The sequence below is a fragment of the Tenacibaculum profundi genome, assembly GCF_057162725.1.
In genome coordinates, this window is the sequence record NZ_CM169894.1 from 2,792,565 (window position 1) to 2,808,639 (window position 16,075).

The following is a 16,075-nucleotide window of genomic DNA, read 5'->3' on the forward strand; positions in this document are numbered from 1 at the left end:
GCGATGATTTCAAATAATAAGTAACATTTGTTATTGTGTACGGTAAATAATAAAATAGAACTGAAAAACAAATTATTTTAGCGGAATTAGAGGAAAACAAAGGCAATGATAAGAATCATTACCTTTGTTTTTTAACTTTATTAGTATTGTTAAATAAGTTACAACAATACTTTTTTAGCCTAAGTCTAAGTAACTTATTTCAACAAGCATGTTCTTATTCTTGTTTATATTCACTATGCCACACAGCATCTTCAGGTCCATCTCCTTTATGGCCGTCTAGTTGGATAACAAAGCTTTTAGAAGGAAAATAAGGTGTGATATGTATATCTAATAAAACACGATCTTTTTGCGTTTGATCTTGTTCTATTTTCATAACTCTAAAACGTTCAATTAGTTTTGTAGGACCTTGTATATCATCTAAGAATTTAACAATTTGACGACGAAGATCGGCTTCGGTTCTTGAATTCCAGTTTTCAAAAGCACGACGGTTTAAAAAGTCGAATAAAACTTTTGTAATATGATCGAATACTCTAACTACAGAATAGGTTTGTAAGCCTAAATTATCTCCATTAAAAAGTGTTTTGGCAGAGAAAGCCATCACTTTACTATATTCGTTTACCATTGGAACAAGTCCTAATTTTTCAATCTCTGAAATTTCACTTTTTTTAAGGTCAAAACGCACACTTTCTACTTCATTAATATCACCAAATTTCTTACCGGCAACTACTTGAGACATTAAGGTGTCATATATTTTACCAGCTAAAGCTGATGAAGGAGGCACACACAGATCATCTTCTTCTCCTACAGCATCTTCTTTTCTTCTGCCAAGAAGCCAGTTACAAGTCATTAGCGTATTCGATTTATAATTTTCCTGCCCAGAATGATCTACATTAGCATACATATCAATCACATCATCAGGAGTTTCTAGGTCTTGAAAATCAGTTAACAATACGGCTTTATTTTCATAGGCAATTTTTGACCATTTATTAAGTACTGCATTTGAACCTAAATAGCCTGGAATAACTAGGATAGAGTAATTTGATCTTAAATCTAATCTATCAAAATTTTGCTTAATTTCATTTGAAACATAATCGATAAAAAGAGGGTTTTCTAAGTCTTTTACTTGATCAAGGTCTGCATTTAGTATCGTGATATTTTTCACCTTATCTCTATCGGTATTTTTATAAAATAACGCTGTTGATCTGTATGCAGTCTCTAAGTTTTTAGTCTTATCTAATACACTCTTTAGGTTGAAGTTTAAAAGTTCTTCGGTTTTTAATGACTTTTCCTTAGCTTTATCTATCATTTCATCAGTTTGGTCACTACTTTTTAAAATTTCTAACCAAACAGAAAGTTTATTTTTTAAATTCTTTCTCTCACCTTTCCATTGATCATCATTCAGAAAAAGGTTTTTCCTAGCTTTTCTTTTAGGGTTTAGGTTGGAGTAGCCGTCTATAATATTTTCTACAAAAGCAAATCCACCGTACTCTTTTATTTTTTCAATAGCATCAGCAACAGATTCTTGAGGTGAAGAAGATACAGTTTTTTGTTGTGAAGTTATTGGCTTGCTATCTATTTTTTTATTGCAAATAAAAGATAGAGCATTATATTTTTATAGCATACCAATTTTTTTTGGTACAGCTCAAATAATTTATTTATTGCTAAAAAAGAAAAAAAAATTATTTATTCTAGACAGAAAAAATCAAATAATTAGTTATCCTAATTTTTTATTAGGAAATCTTATAAATATTAAATTTAATGACATACCAATTTTTATTGGTAGTATTGGACGTTATGGAGCTTCAGCTTTAAAAATAAAACACCTAAATAATATTACCTCATATACTTTTTCTATATTAGATACACCATTTTGGTCCTTTATGGTTTGGTATATGGATAAAAATCGTCCTTTGCCGCCAGGTAGTACTTTTGACTCATATAGACAAAAAGATTTTGAACGCAGAAAAGCCGAAGGATTTCCTCCTCCGTTATACTATAGTACAGGTATTCTAACCCCAGAAGCTACGCCAGCGCAACAGTTAGAAAGAGAACAATATTGGAAAGATCAAGAATATTTTGCCCCACCGATTAAAAGAACAAAAGATTCAGAAATTTTCAATACGAGAACTCATAAAAATTGGAAGAAAGTTACCTATGATCATGGAGGTCGTGTAAAAAAGAATACTTGGCATGAATTCACGTTTAATAATAAAACGGTATACATGCTAACCAATGAAAAGGGAGAAGGGTATTTACCACCTGATGGCGAAGATTACAAAGTAGCCTCGCTTACAATAAAAGATTCTTGGTTTTAAAATAGGCATTGATAAAAAGAATCATATGATTCTAAAATAGCTACATCCAATACTATTTATTATGAAAGTAACAAAGTAAAAGTTTTTATGTATTCTGCAATAAAAACCCCCAAATTTGGGGGCGTTTGTTATATTTTAAGAAGGTCAACAATGGGTAAAAGTGTGGCAGCTATTTCTTTTATATCTGCGTTTTTATGTTTTTTAAACAGTTGTTGGGCGCTTTGCGTAAGAGCTTTAGCAGCCTTATAACAAAGGTCATTGTCATGTCCGTATTTTCGAAGTAGCTTATCGGCTGCCATGGTTAAAATCGCATTGTACTGTTTCTGTTTTTCTCTTTTAAAATTATTGGGTAAAGGTATCTTAAAATCAGGATGGTGTAGGTTAAAGTATTGTTTACCCAAGGCTGCTTTTTGTATTAGCTCATGATTTGATAAGCCAGCTACAATAATATGGTATGCCTCTTCTCCTTCCATAATTAAATCGTCTAGTCGGTAGTTCGTATTTTCTCTATTTCCAAAATGTACTACCTTCTTTGCATTGGCAATTTTAAATATAGTAGTTTCATGTATTTTGTTGTGAATACGGTTACTTTTTCTTACGGTTTTAGTATAGGTTTCGCCATAGTGTTTTAATATTTTTTCAGCTAGTTTTAAAGATACATTGGTTAGGTTATAGCGCTTTGTGGTCTTATCTACTAATTTGGTTACTTTGGTAGCAGCATTACTTTGTCCAAATACAGGTACTATACCAGTAAAGCTTTGGTTTATGTTTAAAAAGTCACCTTCTACCATGTATAAATTACCGTCAACAATATCACAAAAGCTTCCAAAAGCAGGAAATGGGTTGGCTATCTGTTGTCCTTCATTGATATAGCTGATCGCTGCTCTCCAAAGATTTTGAAGCCCTGTATCTTGTTGGTTTAGTTGTGATTGTATAATGTATTTTACGCCCAATCTTTCAGCTATTTGAATATTACTATGCTTTGTAAACTGTTTTAAGAAAACTTTAAACGGCGTATCAAGAACATGAAGCTTATTTTCTTTAGCCAATCTAAGTAGGTGCTTGTTGAGTTGCTGTGCGTAATAGGGAACCTTGTTTTTAAAGTTACTTTGCTTAGTGTAATGGTATTTTTCTGCGTTAGCTTTATAAAGAATATCAGCAATGGCTTTATGTTGCGGGGTAAAATGGCGCTGTTGCGCACTATCAATTCCGAGCACTTCTAATTTGGTATTTAAAGGTACATTTGCAAAAGAGTCTAGGTATTGACGTGTCCAAAATTCTTTTAAAGGGACGGCTTGATCAATTATTGCTTTAGTGATATTTGTTTCATAAATTACTTCTTCTTTTGCTAGCAATATGCTAATTCCAGAAATCACACTTTCGTATTGAATGTCACACGAAAAAGGCATCGGTATTTGGTTTGAAGTGTAGGTGCCGTTATTGTTTTCCGTTACTTCTGTAGATGCATTTTTTTGCCATTGCTCGAGTGTCCAATTAGGGTATATTGTTGATTGCAGTGTGTTATTGATAAACATTATTGGGGCGTTAATCCAAAACGCAAGATCATTGGGGTGCTTTTTTATCTTATGGCTGGGCTTTGTAAGTTTAAATGTTTTGTACTGATGGTAATTGTACAGATAATACCCCTTTTTAAATTCACCATGTATTGAGTGAACAAAAACTTTTTGCTTTTTAATTTTTCCTTCCACATCTTTTTCAATTGGAACAACTGTGATAATGTATGCTTTTGTTTTTCCATTTATTTTTTGCAAGAGCACTTTACTTTTGTGCTTAATATTCCAATTTGGGGCGCAATCAGCAGCAATAACCATGTTTTGCATTCTAACTGCTTTTGTTTTTTCTGCGGTGCCCCAATCAATATGGGCTTTAAAATTTGCATGTTGATTAGGAGATACGTTTTTTGTACAGTGAAGTAGAAGTGTATCTGCTAAAGTAGCATCCAGAAAATTTTTAGCAGCCTTTAATCCTAGTGCATCGTTTTGTAAGACTGGAAATTCATTATTTGGTATTGCTTTTGCAAGTTTCAAATCGTTATCACAGTTGCCTAATAATAAACTTCCAAGAACAAGTAATATTAGGGTAGATCTGTATCCCTTTTTTTTCTTTTTGATTCCCATATAATTTTGTTTTTAAGTATGGTATTTGGTTAAATATTGTATAGAGAAAAAATGCAAAATGCAATCTCGAAAAAGAAGCTGTGCTTTCTTTCTCATAACGCTATTTTTTTATTTTTTTTCAACGACGAAACTATATAAAAAAATATAATAAAGCCAGTGTTTACGGTGTTTTTGAGGTTGAAAATATTTTTTTTATTCCAATGAGTTTATATAGAATTACTTACTATAAAAGCTAGTGAAAAAAGTTTTTTTAGGCATTTATTTACGTTTTATTATTAAAAAATATAGTAACTTTGTAACCGCTCAAGAGACGTCTTGAGTTCTTTTTCATAGCAATTTTCCCGCTCAATTTTTGAGCGGGTTTTTTTGTAAAAAATGTTGAGGTTTGGAGTATGGTTTTTGCTATGTTTTTTTAGAATCTTTCTTAATGTAATGTATAAATGATCTTTATTGTATTACTATAAAGAAGATCTTCTGTCTTTAATTTTTATATGTTTTATAATATCGAAGTGAGGCACTGAGTAAATCCATGTAGAGCACTAAAAATTATGTTTATTTCTAATAAATCAATATAAAACATCAATTTACCTACAGCTTTTTTGGTCTCTTATTAAAAGAGGATTAATGCTAGGAGATTTGATAAAAACCACAAAAAAAGCATCAATTTTTAATTGATGCTTTGCGAAAGGTGGTCCCACATGGGCTCGAACCATGGACCCCCTGATTATGAGTCAGGTGCTCTAACCAACTGAGCTATAGGACCGGTTATTTTCGGTGTGCAAATATATAAACTTTTTTAGAATATCCAACAATTTTTAAACATTTCTGCTCATTAAATTAAGCCCTAATTGGCGTAGTCCCATTTTCGCTTCATCGTTAATTAAAAGTTTTTCAATACAACTAAAAGCTTTATTTGTGTATTTTTCAATAAGTTGCTTTGTAAGTGTAGGTATTTCGTTACGCTGAAAAATAGCGGTAACAGCAATTATTTTTTCTTTGTTATTTTTTTCATTACCGTTATAAAAAGAAATTAAATCTTTAATATCGGCATCATTGGCCACCTCCAAAGTTTTTAAATACAAGTAGGTTTTTTTGTTTTCGATAATATCTCCGCCAATTTGTTTACCAAAAGTTTTAGAATCTCCAAAAGTATCTAAGTAATCGTCTTGTAACTGAAAAGCAATACCTAAGTTCAAACCATAATCATATAAATATTGCGCTTGTGCTTCATCGGCTTTTGCTACAATCGCCCCCATTTTTAGAGCAGCACCTAATAAAACAGATGTTTTTAACGTAATCATCTGGAGGTATTGATCAATGGTTACATCGTTTTTCGTTTCAAAATCAATATCAAGCTGTTGCCCATCGCAAACTTCTAGCGCGGTTTTGCTAAACAATTGAGCCAGTTTTTGAAAAATTACGGGTTCGTAATTTTCAAAGTATTGATAGGCTAAAATTAACATTGCATCTCCCGAGAGAATCCCCGTGTTAAGATTCCATTTTTCATGAACTGTTTCCTTTCCTCTCCTCAAAGGAGCTTCGTCCATAATATCATCATGAATCAGCGTAAAGTTGTGAAAAATTTCAACTGCTAAAGCAGCAGGAAGTGCTTTTTTAAAATTTTCTGAAAAAATATCAGCGCCTATTAAAGTTAAAATAGGTCTTATTCTTTTACCTCCTAATTGTAAAATGTAGTCAATCGGTTCGTAAAGATTTTTAGGAGTTCTTGTATAGTCTTGTTGATGTAGGTGAGCTATAAATTCTGAATGATAATTTAATAAATCCAATTTTTAAATTTTTGATAAAAATAGGACAAATAAAGGTATTTGAAAAAAAGCAGTTGAAAAAAACAAAAAACCAAGGAAACTTTTTTTGTTTCTAAAGTTTCCTTGTGTACATTTGCAATCGCAAAGTAAGATTTATAATGGAGGATAAAATTTTAGAAATAGCAGGAGAGTTATTTTTAACCTTAGGTTTTAAAAGTGTAACCATGGATGATATCGCATCAAAAATGGGAATCTCAAAAAAAACACTTTACAAGTATTTTTCAAATAAAATAACGTTGATAAATGCTACTACTGCTTCCTTTCAAAACTCCATAGAAAAAGCAATTTCATTTGTAAAATCTCAAAATTACAATGCAATAGAAGAGGAGTTTGCAGTAAAGGCGATTTTTGATGAAATGTTTAAAAATGCAAAAGATTCTCCCATGTTTCAGCTAAAGAAATATTATCCAGAAACATATGGGTTGTTGATGGAAAGGGAATTACGCATGTTTCGCGAGTGTAATATTGATAATCTTACCAAGGGAATTGATCAAAAATTATACAGAAGTGATATAAAAAAAGAGGTGGTAAGCGGCTTCTTTTTTACCATTATACATCAAGTGTTCGAGTCAGATAGTTTTTTGAATATGCAGGAAATTATCAAAGCAGAATACGAGGTTTTAGAATATCATATACGAGCTATTGCTACAGAAAAAGGAATTAAAGAGCTAGAAAAACAATTAGAAATCATAAACAAAAAATAGTGAAAACAATGAGAAAATACATATTCAGTATATTCATGTTATTTTTTACTAGCATACTACTAGCACAAGAAACGGTATTACGTTTATCAATGCAAGAGGCAATTGATTATGCAATTAAGAATAACTACGAAAATAAAATAGCATCAAAAAACATTGAAGGTGCTAAGGAAAGAAAGTGGGAAACAACAACTATCGGTTTACCTCAAATAAATGGTAAATTAGACTATCAGAACTGGTTAAAACAACAGGTGGCTTTCCTACCAGCAGAGTTTACAGGTGGAGCGCCAGGTACTTTTCAGGCTATAAAGTTTGCACCCGATCAAACAATGAATGCTTCTGTAACGTTAACACAATTGATATTTGATGGCTCTTACCTTGTAGGGTTACAGTCCGCTAAAACTTACTTGAAAATATCAGAACAGGCAAAAGAGAAAACAGAAATGGCAACCAGAGAGGCGGTTATCAATGCCTATGGTAATGTGCTCATAACTGAAAAAACTATTCAAATCCTAGAAAATAATCTTCGCGTACTTAAAAAGAATTTATTCGAAGCTCAAAAAACATATGAAAATGGATTGATGGAGCAAGAAAAAGTAGAGCAGTTACAAATTACGTTAGGAAATGTAGAGAATAACCTTAGAAATGCAAAAAGAATGAGTTTGATAGCCTATAAAATGCTAAATATAGCATTGGGTAACTCGATAGAGAAGAGATTAGAGCTATCAGATACACTAGATAATTTGGTGGTTTCAAGTACTAACTTAGATCTTCTTGCGTATGAATTTGATGTTGAAAAGCACATTGATTTTCGTATGGTTGAAAATGAAAGAGAAAGCAAGCGATTGTTAATGAGGCTTGAGCAAAGTAAAGCCCTTCCAAGTTTATCAGCATTTGTAAACTATGGAGCTAACTCAAATTCAAATACATTTAGTTTTTTTGATGCAAAGCAACGATGGTTTGATTATTCTTTATTAGGGGTTAGCTTGAATTTACCTATCTTTAGTAGTTTTGGTAGACAAGCAAAAACAGCAAGAGCAAAAATTGAACTTGAAAATGCGGACATCAGAATGGAGGAGGCACGTCAAAAACTTAACTTACAAGCGGAGGTAGCTAAAAGTGAATACCAATTAAGCATTGGTAATTACGAAACCGCTAAAAAGAATTTAGGATTAGCTGAACGTATTGAAAAGAAACAGCAAATTAAGTTTTTTGAAGGGTTGTCAAGTAGTTTTGATTTGCTTCAGTCTCAAAATCAGTTGTATACTCAGCAAAATCAATACGTTCAATCTATGTTGAACGTTATTGCAAAAAAAGTAAAATTAGAAAACGCACTAAACATATCTATAAAATAATAAACGAATGAGAAGGATTTTACTACACACTTTTATTGTTTCTCTTCTAGCTTCATGTGGAAGTAAGGAGAAAACAGTAGACTCGGTTATAAGCACAAAGGATATTCAAAAAATAAGAGCTAAAAAAGATTTGCTGAATGAAAAGCAAGAATTGTTAGCCTCGCAAATTAAATTACTCGATGCTGAAATAGCAAAGCTAGATACGAGTAAAAAAGTTCCTTTAATCACCACTTTTAAAGTTGAAGAAAGTGTTTTTACGCATTACTTGGATTTACAAGGAAATGTTCAGACTAAGAAAAATGTTCTTGTGTATCCTGAAATGCCAGGTCAATTGGTGAAAATTTATGTTAAAGAAGGACAATATGTAGCAAAAGGGCAAGCTTTGGCAAAAATTGATGATGGAGGGCTTAGCCAGCAATTAGCTCAAATTGAAACACAAATGAATTTAGCGAAAACTACTTTTGATCGTCAAAAAAGACTATGGGATCAGAAAATAGGTTCAGAGATTCAATATTTACAAACAAAAACAAATTACGAAGCCTTAACCAAATCGGCTAATCAGATTAAAAAGCAATTAGATAAAAGTGTTGTAAAGGCTCCTTTTTCAGGGATTGTGGATGATGTAATTAAAGAACAAGGAATTATTGTAGCACCAGGGCCTGGTTCTGAAATTTTTAGAGTTGTGAATCTAAACGATATGTATATAGAAACTGATGTTCCAGAAAGTTATATTAGTTCTGTCAAAAAAGGAAAAGAGGTAAGAGTTGAATTTCCAGTGTTAGGAAAAACAGTAGATTCAAAAGTTCGTCAAGCTGGAAATTTTATAAACCCAGCCAATAGAACCTTTAAAGTAGAAATAGGAGTTGCTAATAAAGATAGAAGTATAAAGCCTAACTTAACTGCAAAGTTGCGCATCAATGATTATACGAATCCAAAATCAATTTTAATTCCACAAAGTATCATTTCTGAAAATGCAAATGGAGAACAATATGTGTATGTAATAAAGGATATAAAGAATTCGATTGGAAAAGCAAAGAAAGTAATTATCAGTACAGGAAAAACACAAGGAGATATTATAGAAGTGTTGTCAGGGTTGGAAGTAGGTTTTCAAATTGTAAAAGAAGGAGCACGAAGCGTTAAAGATAATCAAGAGGTTAAAATATTAGCTATTTCTGAAAAAATATAAAAATAAAACTAATGACTGAAAAGCAAAAACAACAAGTCAATAAAGAGTTTGGCATGTCTTCTTGGGCAATTAGTAATAAAACGACTATTTATGTTTTAATAACGCTAATTCTTATTCTTGGTATCTCAGCTTTTGTGAATATGCCAAGAGAAAACTTTCCTGAAATTCGAGAAACTAAAATTTATATAAGTTCAATATATCCTGGGAATACAGCAGAAGATGTTGAAAAATTAATAACGGATCCATTAGAAGATAAGCTGAAAACAGTTAGTAATGTTGTAAAGCTAACTTCAACTTCACAAGAAGATTATTCAATGATTATTGTTGAGTTTGATGAAAAAATTACTGTAGATCAGGCGAAGCAAAAAGTTAAAGATGAAATTGATCAAAAGGTCTCAGGAGAAGATTGGCCAACATTTAATGGAGCAAAGGTAGAACCCAACGTTTTTGAATTGAGTATATCTGAAGAAATGCCCATTTTGAATATTAATATTTCTGGAGATTACCCTGTTGATAAATTAAAAGAATATGGAGAGTATTTGGAAGATGAAATAGAGAATTTAATTGAAATAAAAAAGGTAGATATAAGAGGAGCGGAGGAAAAAGAAGTAGAGATTGCTGTAGATATCTATAAAATGATGGCGGCAAAAGTGAGCTTTCAAGATATTTTAAATGCAGTTAATAGTGGTAACCTAACCATGTCGGCCGGAAATTTAATAGCAAGTGGTCAAAGACGTACAATACGTATTTTAGGTGAAATTGAGCAACCACAAGAATTGCAAGATTTCGTGGTAAAATCTGAAAGAGGAAATTCTATATATCTAAAAGATATTGCAGTGATAACTTTTAAGGATAAAGATAAAACAACTTATGCTCGTGAATTTGGTGCTCCGGTTGTAATGCTCGATGTTAAAAAGCGTTCTGGAATGAATATGGTGGAGGCAGCAGATAAAATTCAAAAAATTGTAGAAGAAACAAAAAGAAATGTATTTCCAACCAACCTTAGAGTCACCATTGCAAATGATCAGTCTTCCAAAACAATAGGACAGGTTGATGATCTTGTCAATAATATTATTTTCGGGGTGATTTTGGTGGTGTTGGTATTAATGTTTTTTTTAGGATTCAAAAATGCTTTATTTGTTGGTTTTGCGATTCCTATGTCCATGTTCATGTCATTGATGATATTGGACTGGTTCGGCTATACAATGAATACCATGATTCTGTTCGGATTAATTATGGGGCTAGGAATGCTAGTGGATAACGGTATTGTTGTTGTTGAAAATGTGTACCGCTTAATGGACGAAGGAATGTCTAGGATTGAAGCAGCAAAAAAAGGAATCGGAGAAATTGCATTTCCAATTATTATATCAACATTAACAACGGTTGCAGCCTTTGTACCTCTTGCATTATGGCCAGGTGTTATGGGACAGTTCATGAAGTATTTTCCAATTACCTTGTCAGCTGTATTAGGGTCTTCACTATTTGTGGCAATTTTCTTTAATTCTGTAATGGTTTCACAGCTCATGACAGTGGAAGATAAAAATATGCCTATGAAGCGCATTATAACAATATCTTCTATTACTGGTGGCTTAGGATTACTAATTATTATTTTTGGTGGCGCCTATAGAGCATTAGGAACGATAATGCTATTTACAGCAATTATGCTTTGGGTATATAGGTTGGCATTAAGACCTTTAGCAAATTCTTTTCAAAATAAAGTTTTACCAAGATGGGAGCTTTTTTACGAGCGTGTTTTGAGAATTGCTTTGAAAGGATATAGGCCAACTGCAATTGTTGTAGTAACCATAGTATTGCTTTTTGTAGCTTTCATTGGGTTTGGAGGATCTATAAAAAGCCAACGAACCAAAGTTGAATTTTTTCCAGATAACACTCCAAATCAAATAGTTGTCTATATCGAGTATCCTCAAGGGACTGATATTGAAAAGACCAATATGATTATGAAGGATTTAGAAGAGCGTGTTTACGCTGTTATAAATTCGCCAGAGTATGTTGATAATGGGTATAATTTTTTAGTAGAGAGTGCTGTTTCTCAGGTAGGGGCAGGTTCAGGAAATCCACAGACAGATGGTGGTTCCACAGCAGAAATGCCGCATAGAGGAAAAATTACAGCTTCTATGAGAGAATATAAGTTTAGAAGAGGAGAAGATAGTAAGGAGTTACAAAAAAAGATAACAGAAGCTTTAAAAGGAATTTATCCAGGTCTTTCAATTTCTGTAGAGAAAGATCCTGTTGGTCCACCAGCAGGATATCCGATTAATATTGAATTGGAGGGTAAGGATTATGATCAACTCGTGGTTACAGCAGAAAAAATGAGAGATTATCTGAATACTAAAAATATTCCTGGTATTGATGAATTAAAGATTGATGTAAATAAATCTAAGCCAGCAATGTTGGTTAATGTAGATAGAAAAAAAGCAGGGGAACTAGGTGTGAGTTCTGTTCAAGTAGGACAGCAATTAAGAAATTCTATTTTTGGTTCCAAAGCAGGGGTTTATAAAGAAGATGGAGAGGATTATGATATTTACGTTCGTTTTAATAAAGATAACCGATATAATACAAGTGCTATCTTTAATCAGAAAATTACTTTTAGAGATCCATCTAATGGGCAAATTAAAACAATTCCAATATCTGCTGTGGCAACCCAAAAGAATACATCGGGGTATAGTGCAATTAAACATAAACGTGCAAAACGTATTGTAACTGTTTACTCAGCTTTAGCTCCTGGTTTTACAGATGCTACTGCAATTGTGGCTAAGGTTCAGAATGAAATGAAGTCTTTTGAAGATAAACCTGCCGATATTAAAATTGATTATACAGGGCAAATAGAGGAACAGGAAAAACAAATGTCGTTTTTAATGGGGGCTTTTTTCGCAGGATTAGGATTGATATTCTTTATTTTAATTTTCCAGTTTAATTCTGTGTCGAAACCAGCAATTATTATGTTGGCTATTTTCTTAAGTTTAATTGGAGTTTTTGGAGGATTAATAATTACAGCGAAACCATTTGTGATAATGATGACTATGATGGGAATTATTTCATTAGCAGGAATTGTAGTAAACAATGGAGTGGTTTTACTTGATTATACGCAACTATTGATTGATCGTAAAAAAATAGTACATAATATTAATAGTGAAGACTACCTAGATTTAAATGTTTTAAGTGAGGCAATTGTTAATGGAGGAAAAGCTCGTTTACGCCCAGTTTTATTAACTGCTATAACAACAATTTTAGGGTTGATACCCTTAGCAACAGGTTTAAATATCAATTTTTATACATTGGTTTCTGAGTTTAATCCCCACATTTATATTGGAGGAGATAATGTTATTTTTTGGGGACCTTTGGCTTGGACGGTAATATATGGTCTTTTTATAGCAACTTTCTTAACGTTAATTGTAGTTCCAATTTTATTTTATTTAATCACCAAGTTTAAAATGTGGCTTCGTAGTGTATAACAAAATATGAACGTTTTTAAAAGCTAAAGCAATTAATTGCTTTAGCTTTTTTTGTTATTTATAGTTTAGTATTCTTTTGTGATAAACCATAAGAGGTATTAAATATAAAGTAGGGCAATAAAATTTCTAAAAATTTAATGTCGCTTTGCTTTGTTAAATTTAATTTTGTTTTCTCCTTTAGGGGTAATTTTAATGCTATAAAAAATTATAGAAGAGACTTGATGATAAGAATTAATAGTTTGTAAAAAAGGAGTTGTATTTAAAAATGAAAAGAGGGTTTACATTAGAAGAAATTAAAAAAAAAATAGAACGATACTGTGTATATCAAGATCGTTGTCATAAGGAGGTTGAGAAAAAATTATTTGAATATTATTTAATTCCAGAAGCGAAAGAACAAATATTACTTCATTTACTAGAAAACAATTATTTGAATGAGGAACGGTTTGCAAAAAGCTTTGTAAGGGGGAAATTTAGAATTAAAAAATGGGGCAAAGATCGAATAATAAGAGAGTTGAATTATAAAAATATAAGTGCTACGAACATAAAAATTGCGCTAAAAGAAATAGACGAAGATGAGTATATGGAGGTGTTAAATAATTTAGCAGAAAAAAAGAATGGCGCAATGAAAGGCGAAGAAGTATACAAACGAAAGAAAAAAATTTTTGACTATTTAAAGTATCGCGGGTACGAAACAGACTTAATCATTGAAGTTTTAAGAAAATATTATTAATCTTTTATGTTATTCTAGCTTATCAAAAACACTGTCAAGTTTAATAGAATCATTGAACATTTTTTTCTTAAAAGTATGTTCAATTTTAGAGTTTAGACTGTTAAACGTTAAAAAAATATTTTCTACTTGTAAAACTACTTCCTTAGCGGTTATAGAAGGGATGTTACTCATGTCGGATAACCTAGAAACTTCGTTCTGAAAAACGTTTATTCTAGCGTTAAATGAAGGTGTTTTTAGTACTTCAATGTTAATACTATCTTTAGCTAATTTCGTAAGTTGCTTAAGTTCTAAAGAGTTGTTCAAAGCTTCTATTGAAGAAATACTTTCATAAATTTTTAAAAAGTCTTTTAAGTCAAAATATTCTTTCCAAGGCTTTATGTTATTTGAGGCGATACTGTCTAAATCTTTAGCTTTATGCTTTTTTTTTCGTTGCATTTTAGAGATTTTAACTAAGTCGTCTGTGGTATTTTTTTGCTTTTTAGAATTACAAGAAAAGAAAAAAACAAACAGTATAAAACTAAAGATATTAAAGGATATTATATTTTTAATCATGTTGGTAAAAATACTGAATTTGATGTGCATACCAAATAGAACTAATAACTTTATATTTTTATTAATGTTTAAAAAAGCATATTTTTCTTTTATGAAATCTTAAATTTAATACTTTTGTATGGTTGTGTTTTTGAATAATTAATAATGAAGAAAATATTAATCATAGGAGCCTGTGGGCAAATAGGGACGGCATTGACAGAAAATTTAAGAAAAGAATTTGGTAATGAAAATGTTATCGCTTCTGACATCAGAGAAGGAGCTAAGCACATAATGGAGTCAGGACCATTCGAAATTATTGATGCTACGGATAAAAACCGTATCCTTGATGTAGTTAAAGAGTATGGCATTGAAGAGATTTATTTAATGGCAGCAATGCTTTCAGCGACCGCAGAAAAGTATCCTCAAAAAGCATGGGACTTAAATATGAAATCGCTGTTGGTAGTTCTCGATTTAGCTAAGGAAAAACATATTAATAAAGTTTTTTGGCCAAGTTCAATGGCCGTTTTTGGAAGCACTTCACCAAAAATTAACACGCCACAACAAACCGTAACTGAACCAACTACTGTTTATGGGATCAGTAAAGTTGCAGGAGAGCACTGGTGTAATTATTATTATCAAAAATATGACGTTGATGTAAGAAGTATACGCTATCCTGGTATTATTAGTTGGAAATCGTTACCTGGTGGAGGGACTACAGATTATGCGGTAGATATTTATTTTGAAGCATTAAAAAATGGAAGTTTTGAGTGTTTCTTATCAAAGGATACAAGGTTGCCAATGATGTATATGGAAGATGCAATAAATGCAACTGTGGGTATTATGAGAGCAACAAAAGAAAAAATTAAAATCCGCACATCATATAATTTAGCTGCTATAAGTTTTACACCGAATGAAATTGCTGAAGAAATAAGAAAGTATATTCCAGATTTTGAAATCCAATATAAGCCCGATTTTAGACAAGATATTGCTGATTCTTGGCCTAGGATAATTGATGATTCAGCGGCGAGGAAAGACTGGGGCTGGGAGCATAATTATGACTTAAGCGAAATGACAGAAGATATTATTTTGAACTTAAGAAAACATGAGGAATTATTGATGTAAGGAATACGGAATTACTACGTCTTAAATTATCTAAGTAACAATAGTATAACTGTGAAGAGTTTTTACATGAAGACTCTTATTTAAAATGATTAAAAGATGAAGAAATTAATTGAAGAGAGCTTGGAAAAAGCCATATCTTACGATCAATATAGAACGTTGGTTAGTGACTTAATAGAACAAGGAAAATCTACTGGAGAAATTCAATCTGACGATTTGCTAAACTATAGTATTTTAAATGATAAAAGAATGAATCGTTTAGATAAAACGATCGAGATTTCGGAAAACACAAAGAATAAAGTTAAAAATGTTAAGAAAGAACAAACATGGCTCGTTTTAACAGAGGGGTGGTGTGGCGATGCAGCTCAAAACATTCCAGTAATAAATAAAATAGCAGAGCAGAATTCTAAAATTAATTTGAAGTTTGTTTTGAGAGATGAAAATCCAGAATTGATGGATCAGTTTTTAACAAATGGGGGAAAGGCAATTCCAAAGCTTATAGCAATTGATGATGAATCAAATGTGTTAGGTACTTGGGGGCCAAGGCCTAGTGAGGCAACTTCTATGGTGGCAGATTATAAAGAAAAATATGGAAAATTAGACCCAGAATTCAAAAAAGATTTGCAAATTTGGTACAACAAAAATAAAGGTAGGAATACCGAAAATGATTTGTTATCATTATTTAACTAGTTAAAATTAAA

The 16,075-nt window shown here is 31.7% G+C and carries 12 protein-coding genes and 1 tRNA gene; 8 read left to right on the forward strand and 5 right to left on the reverse strand.

Annotated elements, in window-relative coordinates; genetic code table 11:
- Positions 1 to 214 precede the first annotated feature (214 nt).
- Positions 215 to 1,576, reverse strand: a complete 1,362-nt coding sequence (locus AC2GW8_RS11355) for a DUF5458 family protein (protein WP_440882214.1) — start codon at positions 1,574 to 1,576, stop codon at positions 215 to 217.
- Between the two features lie 82 nt (positions 1,577 to 1,658).
- Here AC2GW8_RS11355 and AC2GW8_RS11360 point away from each other — a divergent pair, with 82 nt between their 5' ends.
- Positions 1,659 to 2,315 carry a hypothetical protein gene (locus AC2GW8_RS11360; protein ID WP_440879988.1) on the forward strand — a complete coding sequence of 219 codons (657 nt, stop codon included), beginning with the start codon at positions 1,659 to 1,661 and terminating at the stop codon, positions 2,313 to 2,315.
- A 128-nt stretch (positions 2,316 to 2,443) separates the two neighbouring features.
- Here AC2GW8_RS11360 and AC2GW8_RS11365 read toward each other — a convergent pair whose 3' ends face one another.
- The 3 genes from AC2GW8_RS11365 to AC2GW8_RS11375 all read right to left on the reverse strand — a co-directional run bounded on the left by AC2GW8_RS11365 (position 2,444) and on the right by AC2GW8_RS11375 (position 6,240).
- On the reverse strand, positions 2,444 to 4,453 hold the full coding sequence (locus tag AC2GW8_RS11365; RefSeq protein ID WP_440879989.1) for a hypothetical protein: 2,010 nt from the start codon (positions 4,451 to 4,453) through the stop codon (positions 2,444 to 2,446).
- Between the two features lie 689 nt (positions 4,454 to 5,142).
- Positions 5,143 to 5,216 (reverse strand) — tRNA-Ile (locus AC2GW8_RS11370).
- A gap of 52 nt (positions 5,217 to 5,268) precedes the next feature.
- Positions 5,269 to 6,240 carry a polyprenyl synthetase family protein gene (locus AC2GW8_RS11375; protein ID WP_440879990.1) on the reverse strand — a complete coding sequence of 324 codons (972 nt, stop codon included), beginning with the start codon at positions 6,238 to 6,240 and terminating at the stop codon, positions 5,269 to 5,271.
- Between the two features lie 137 nt (positions 6,241 to 6,377).
- Between AC2GW8_RS11375 and AC2GW8_RS11380 the strand changes: the two genes are divergently transcribed.
- The 5 genes from AC2GW8_RS11380 (at position 6,378) to AC2GW8_RS11400 (ending at position 13,724) form a co-directional block, all read left to right on the forward strand.
- Entirely contained in the window at positions 6,378 to 6,983 is a 606-nt protein-coding gene (locus tag AC2GW8_RS11380; protein ID WP_440879991.1) for a TetR/AcrR family transcriptional regulator, read from the forward strand.
- An 8-nt stretch (positions 6,984 to 6,991) separates the two neighbouring features.
- Entirely contained in the window at positions 6,992 to 8,335 is a 1,344-nt protein-coding gene (locus AC2GW8_RS11385) for a TolC family protein (RefSeq protein ID WP_440879992.1), read from the forward strand.
- A 7-nt stretch (positions 8,336 to 8,342) separates the two neighbouring features.
- Positions 8,343 to 9,521: an efflux RND transporter periplasmic adaptor subunit gene (locus tag AC2GW8_RS11390; RefSeq protein WP_440879993.1), complete on the forward strand. Its 1,179-nt coding sequence runs from the start codon at positions 8,343 to 8,345 to the stop codon at positions 9,519 to 9,521.
- Positions 9,522 to 9,532: 11 nt separating this feature from the next.
- On the forward strand, positions 9,533 to 12,994 hold the full coding sequence (locus tag AC2GW8_RS11395; protein WP_440879994.1) for an efflux RND transporter permease subunit: 3,462 nt from the start codon (positions 9,533 to 9,535) through the stop codon (positions 12,992 to 12,994).
- A gap of 265 nt (positions 12,995 to 13,259) precedes the next feature.
- Positions 13,260 to 13,724, forward strand: coding sequence for a regulatory protein RecX (locus tag AC2GW8_RS11400; protein ID WP_440879995.1), 465 nt, complete (start codon positions 13,260 to 13,262; stop codon positions 13,722 to 13,724).
- Between the two features lie 9 nt (positions 13,725 to 13,733).
- On the opposite strand, the gene AC2GW8_RS11405 is transcribed toward AC2GW8_RS11400, so the two are convergent.
- Positions 13,734 to 14,159, reverse strand: a complete 426-nt coding sequence (locus AC2GW8_RS11405) for a hypothetical protein (protein ID WP_440879996.1) — start codon at positions 14,157 to 14,159, stop codon at positions 13,734 to 13,736.
- 261 nt (positions 14,160 to 14,420) lie between these two features.
- Here AC2GW8_RS11405 and AC2GW8_RS11410 point away from each other — a divergent pair, with 261 nt between their 5' ends.
- Both AC2GW8_RS11410 and AC2GW8_RS11415 read left to right on the forward strand, forming a co-directional pair.
- Complete coding sequence (locus tag AC2GW8_RS11410; RefSeq protein WP_440879997.1) at positions 14,421 to 15,377, forward strand: L-threonine 3-dehydrogenase, SDR-type; 957 nt, start codon at positions 14,421 to 14,423, stop codon at positions 15,375 to 15,377.
- A 96-nt stretch (positions 15,378 to 15,473) separates the two neighbouring features.
- Entirely contained in the window at positions 15,474 to 16,064 is a 591-nt protein-coding gene (locus AC2GW8_RS11415; RefSeq protein WP_440879998.1) for a thioredoxin family protein, read from the forward strand.
- Positions 16,065 to 16,075: the final 11 nt, after the last annotated feature.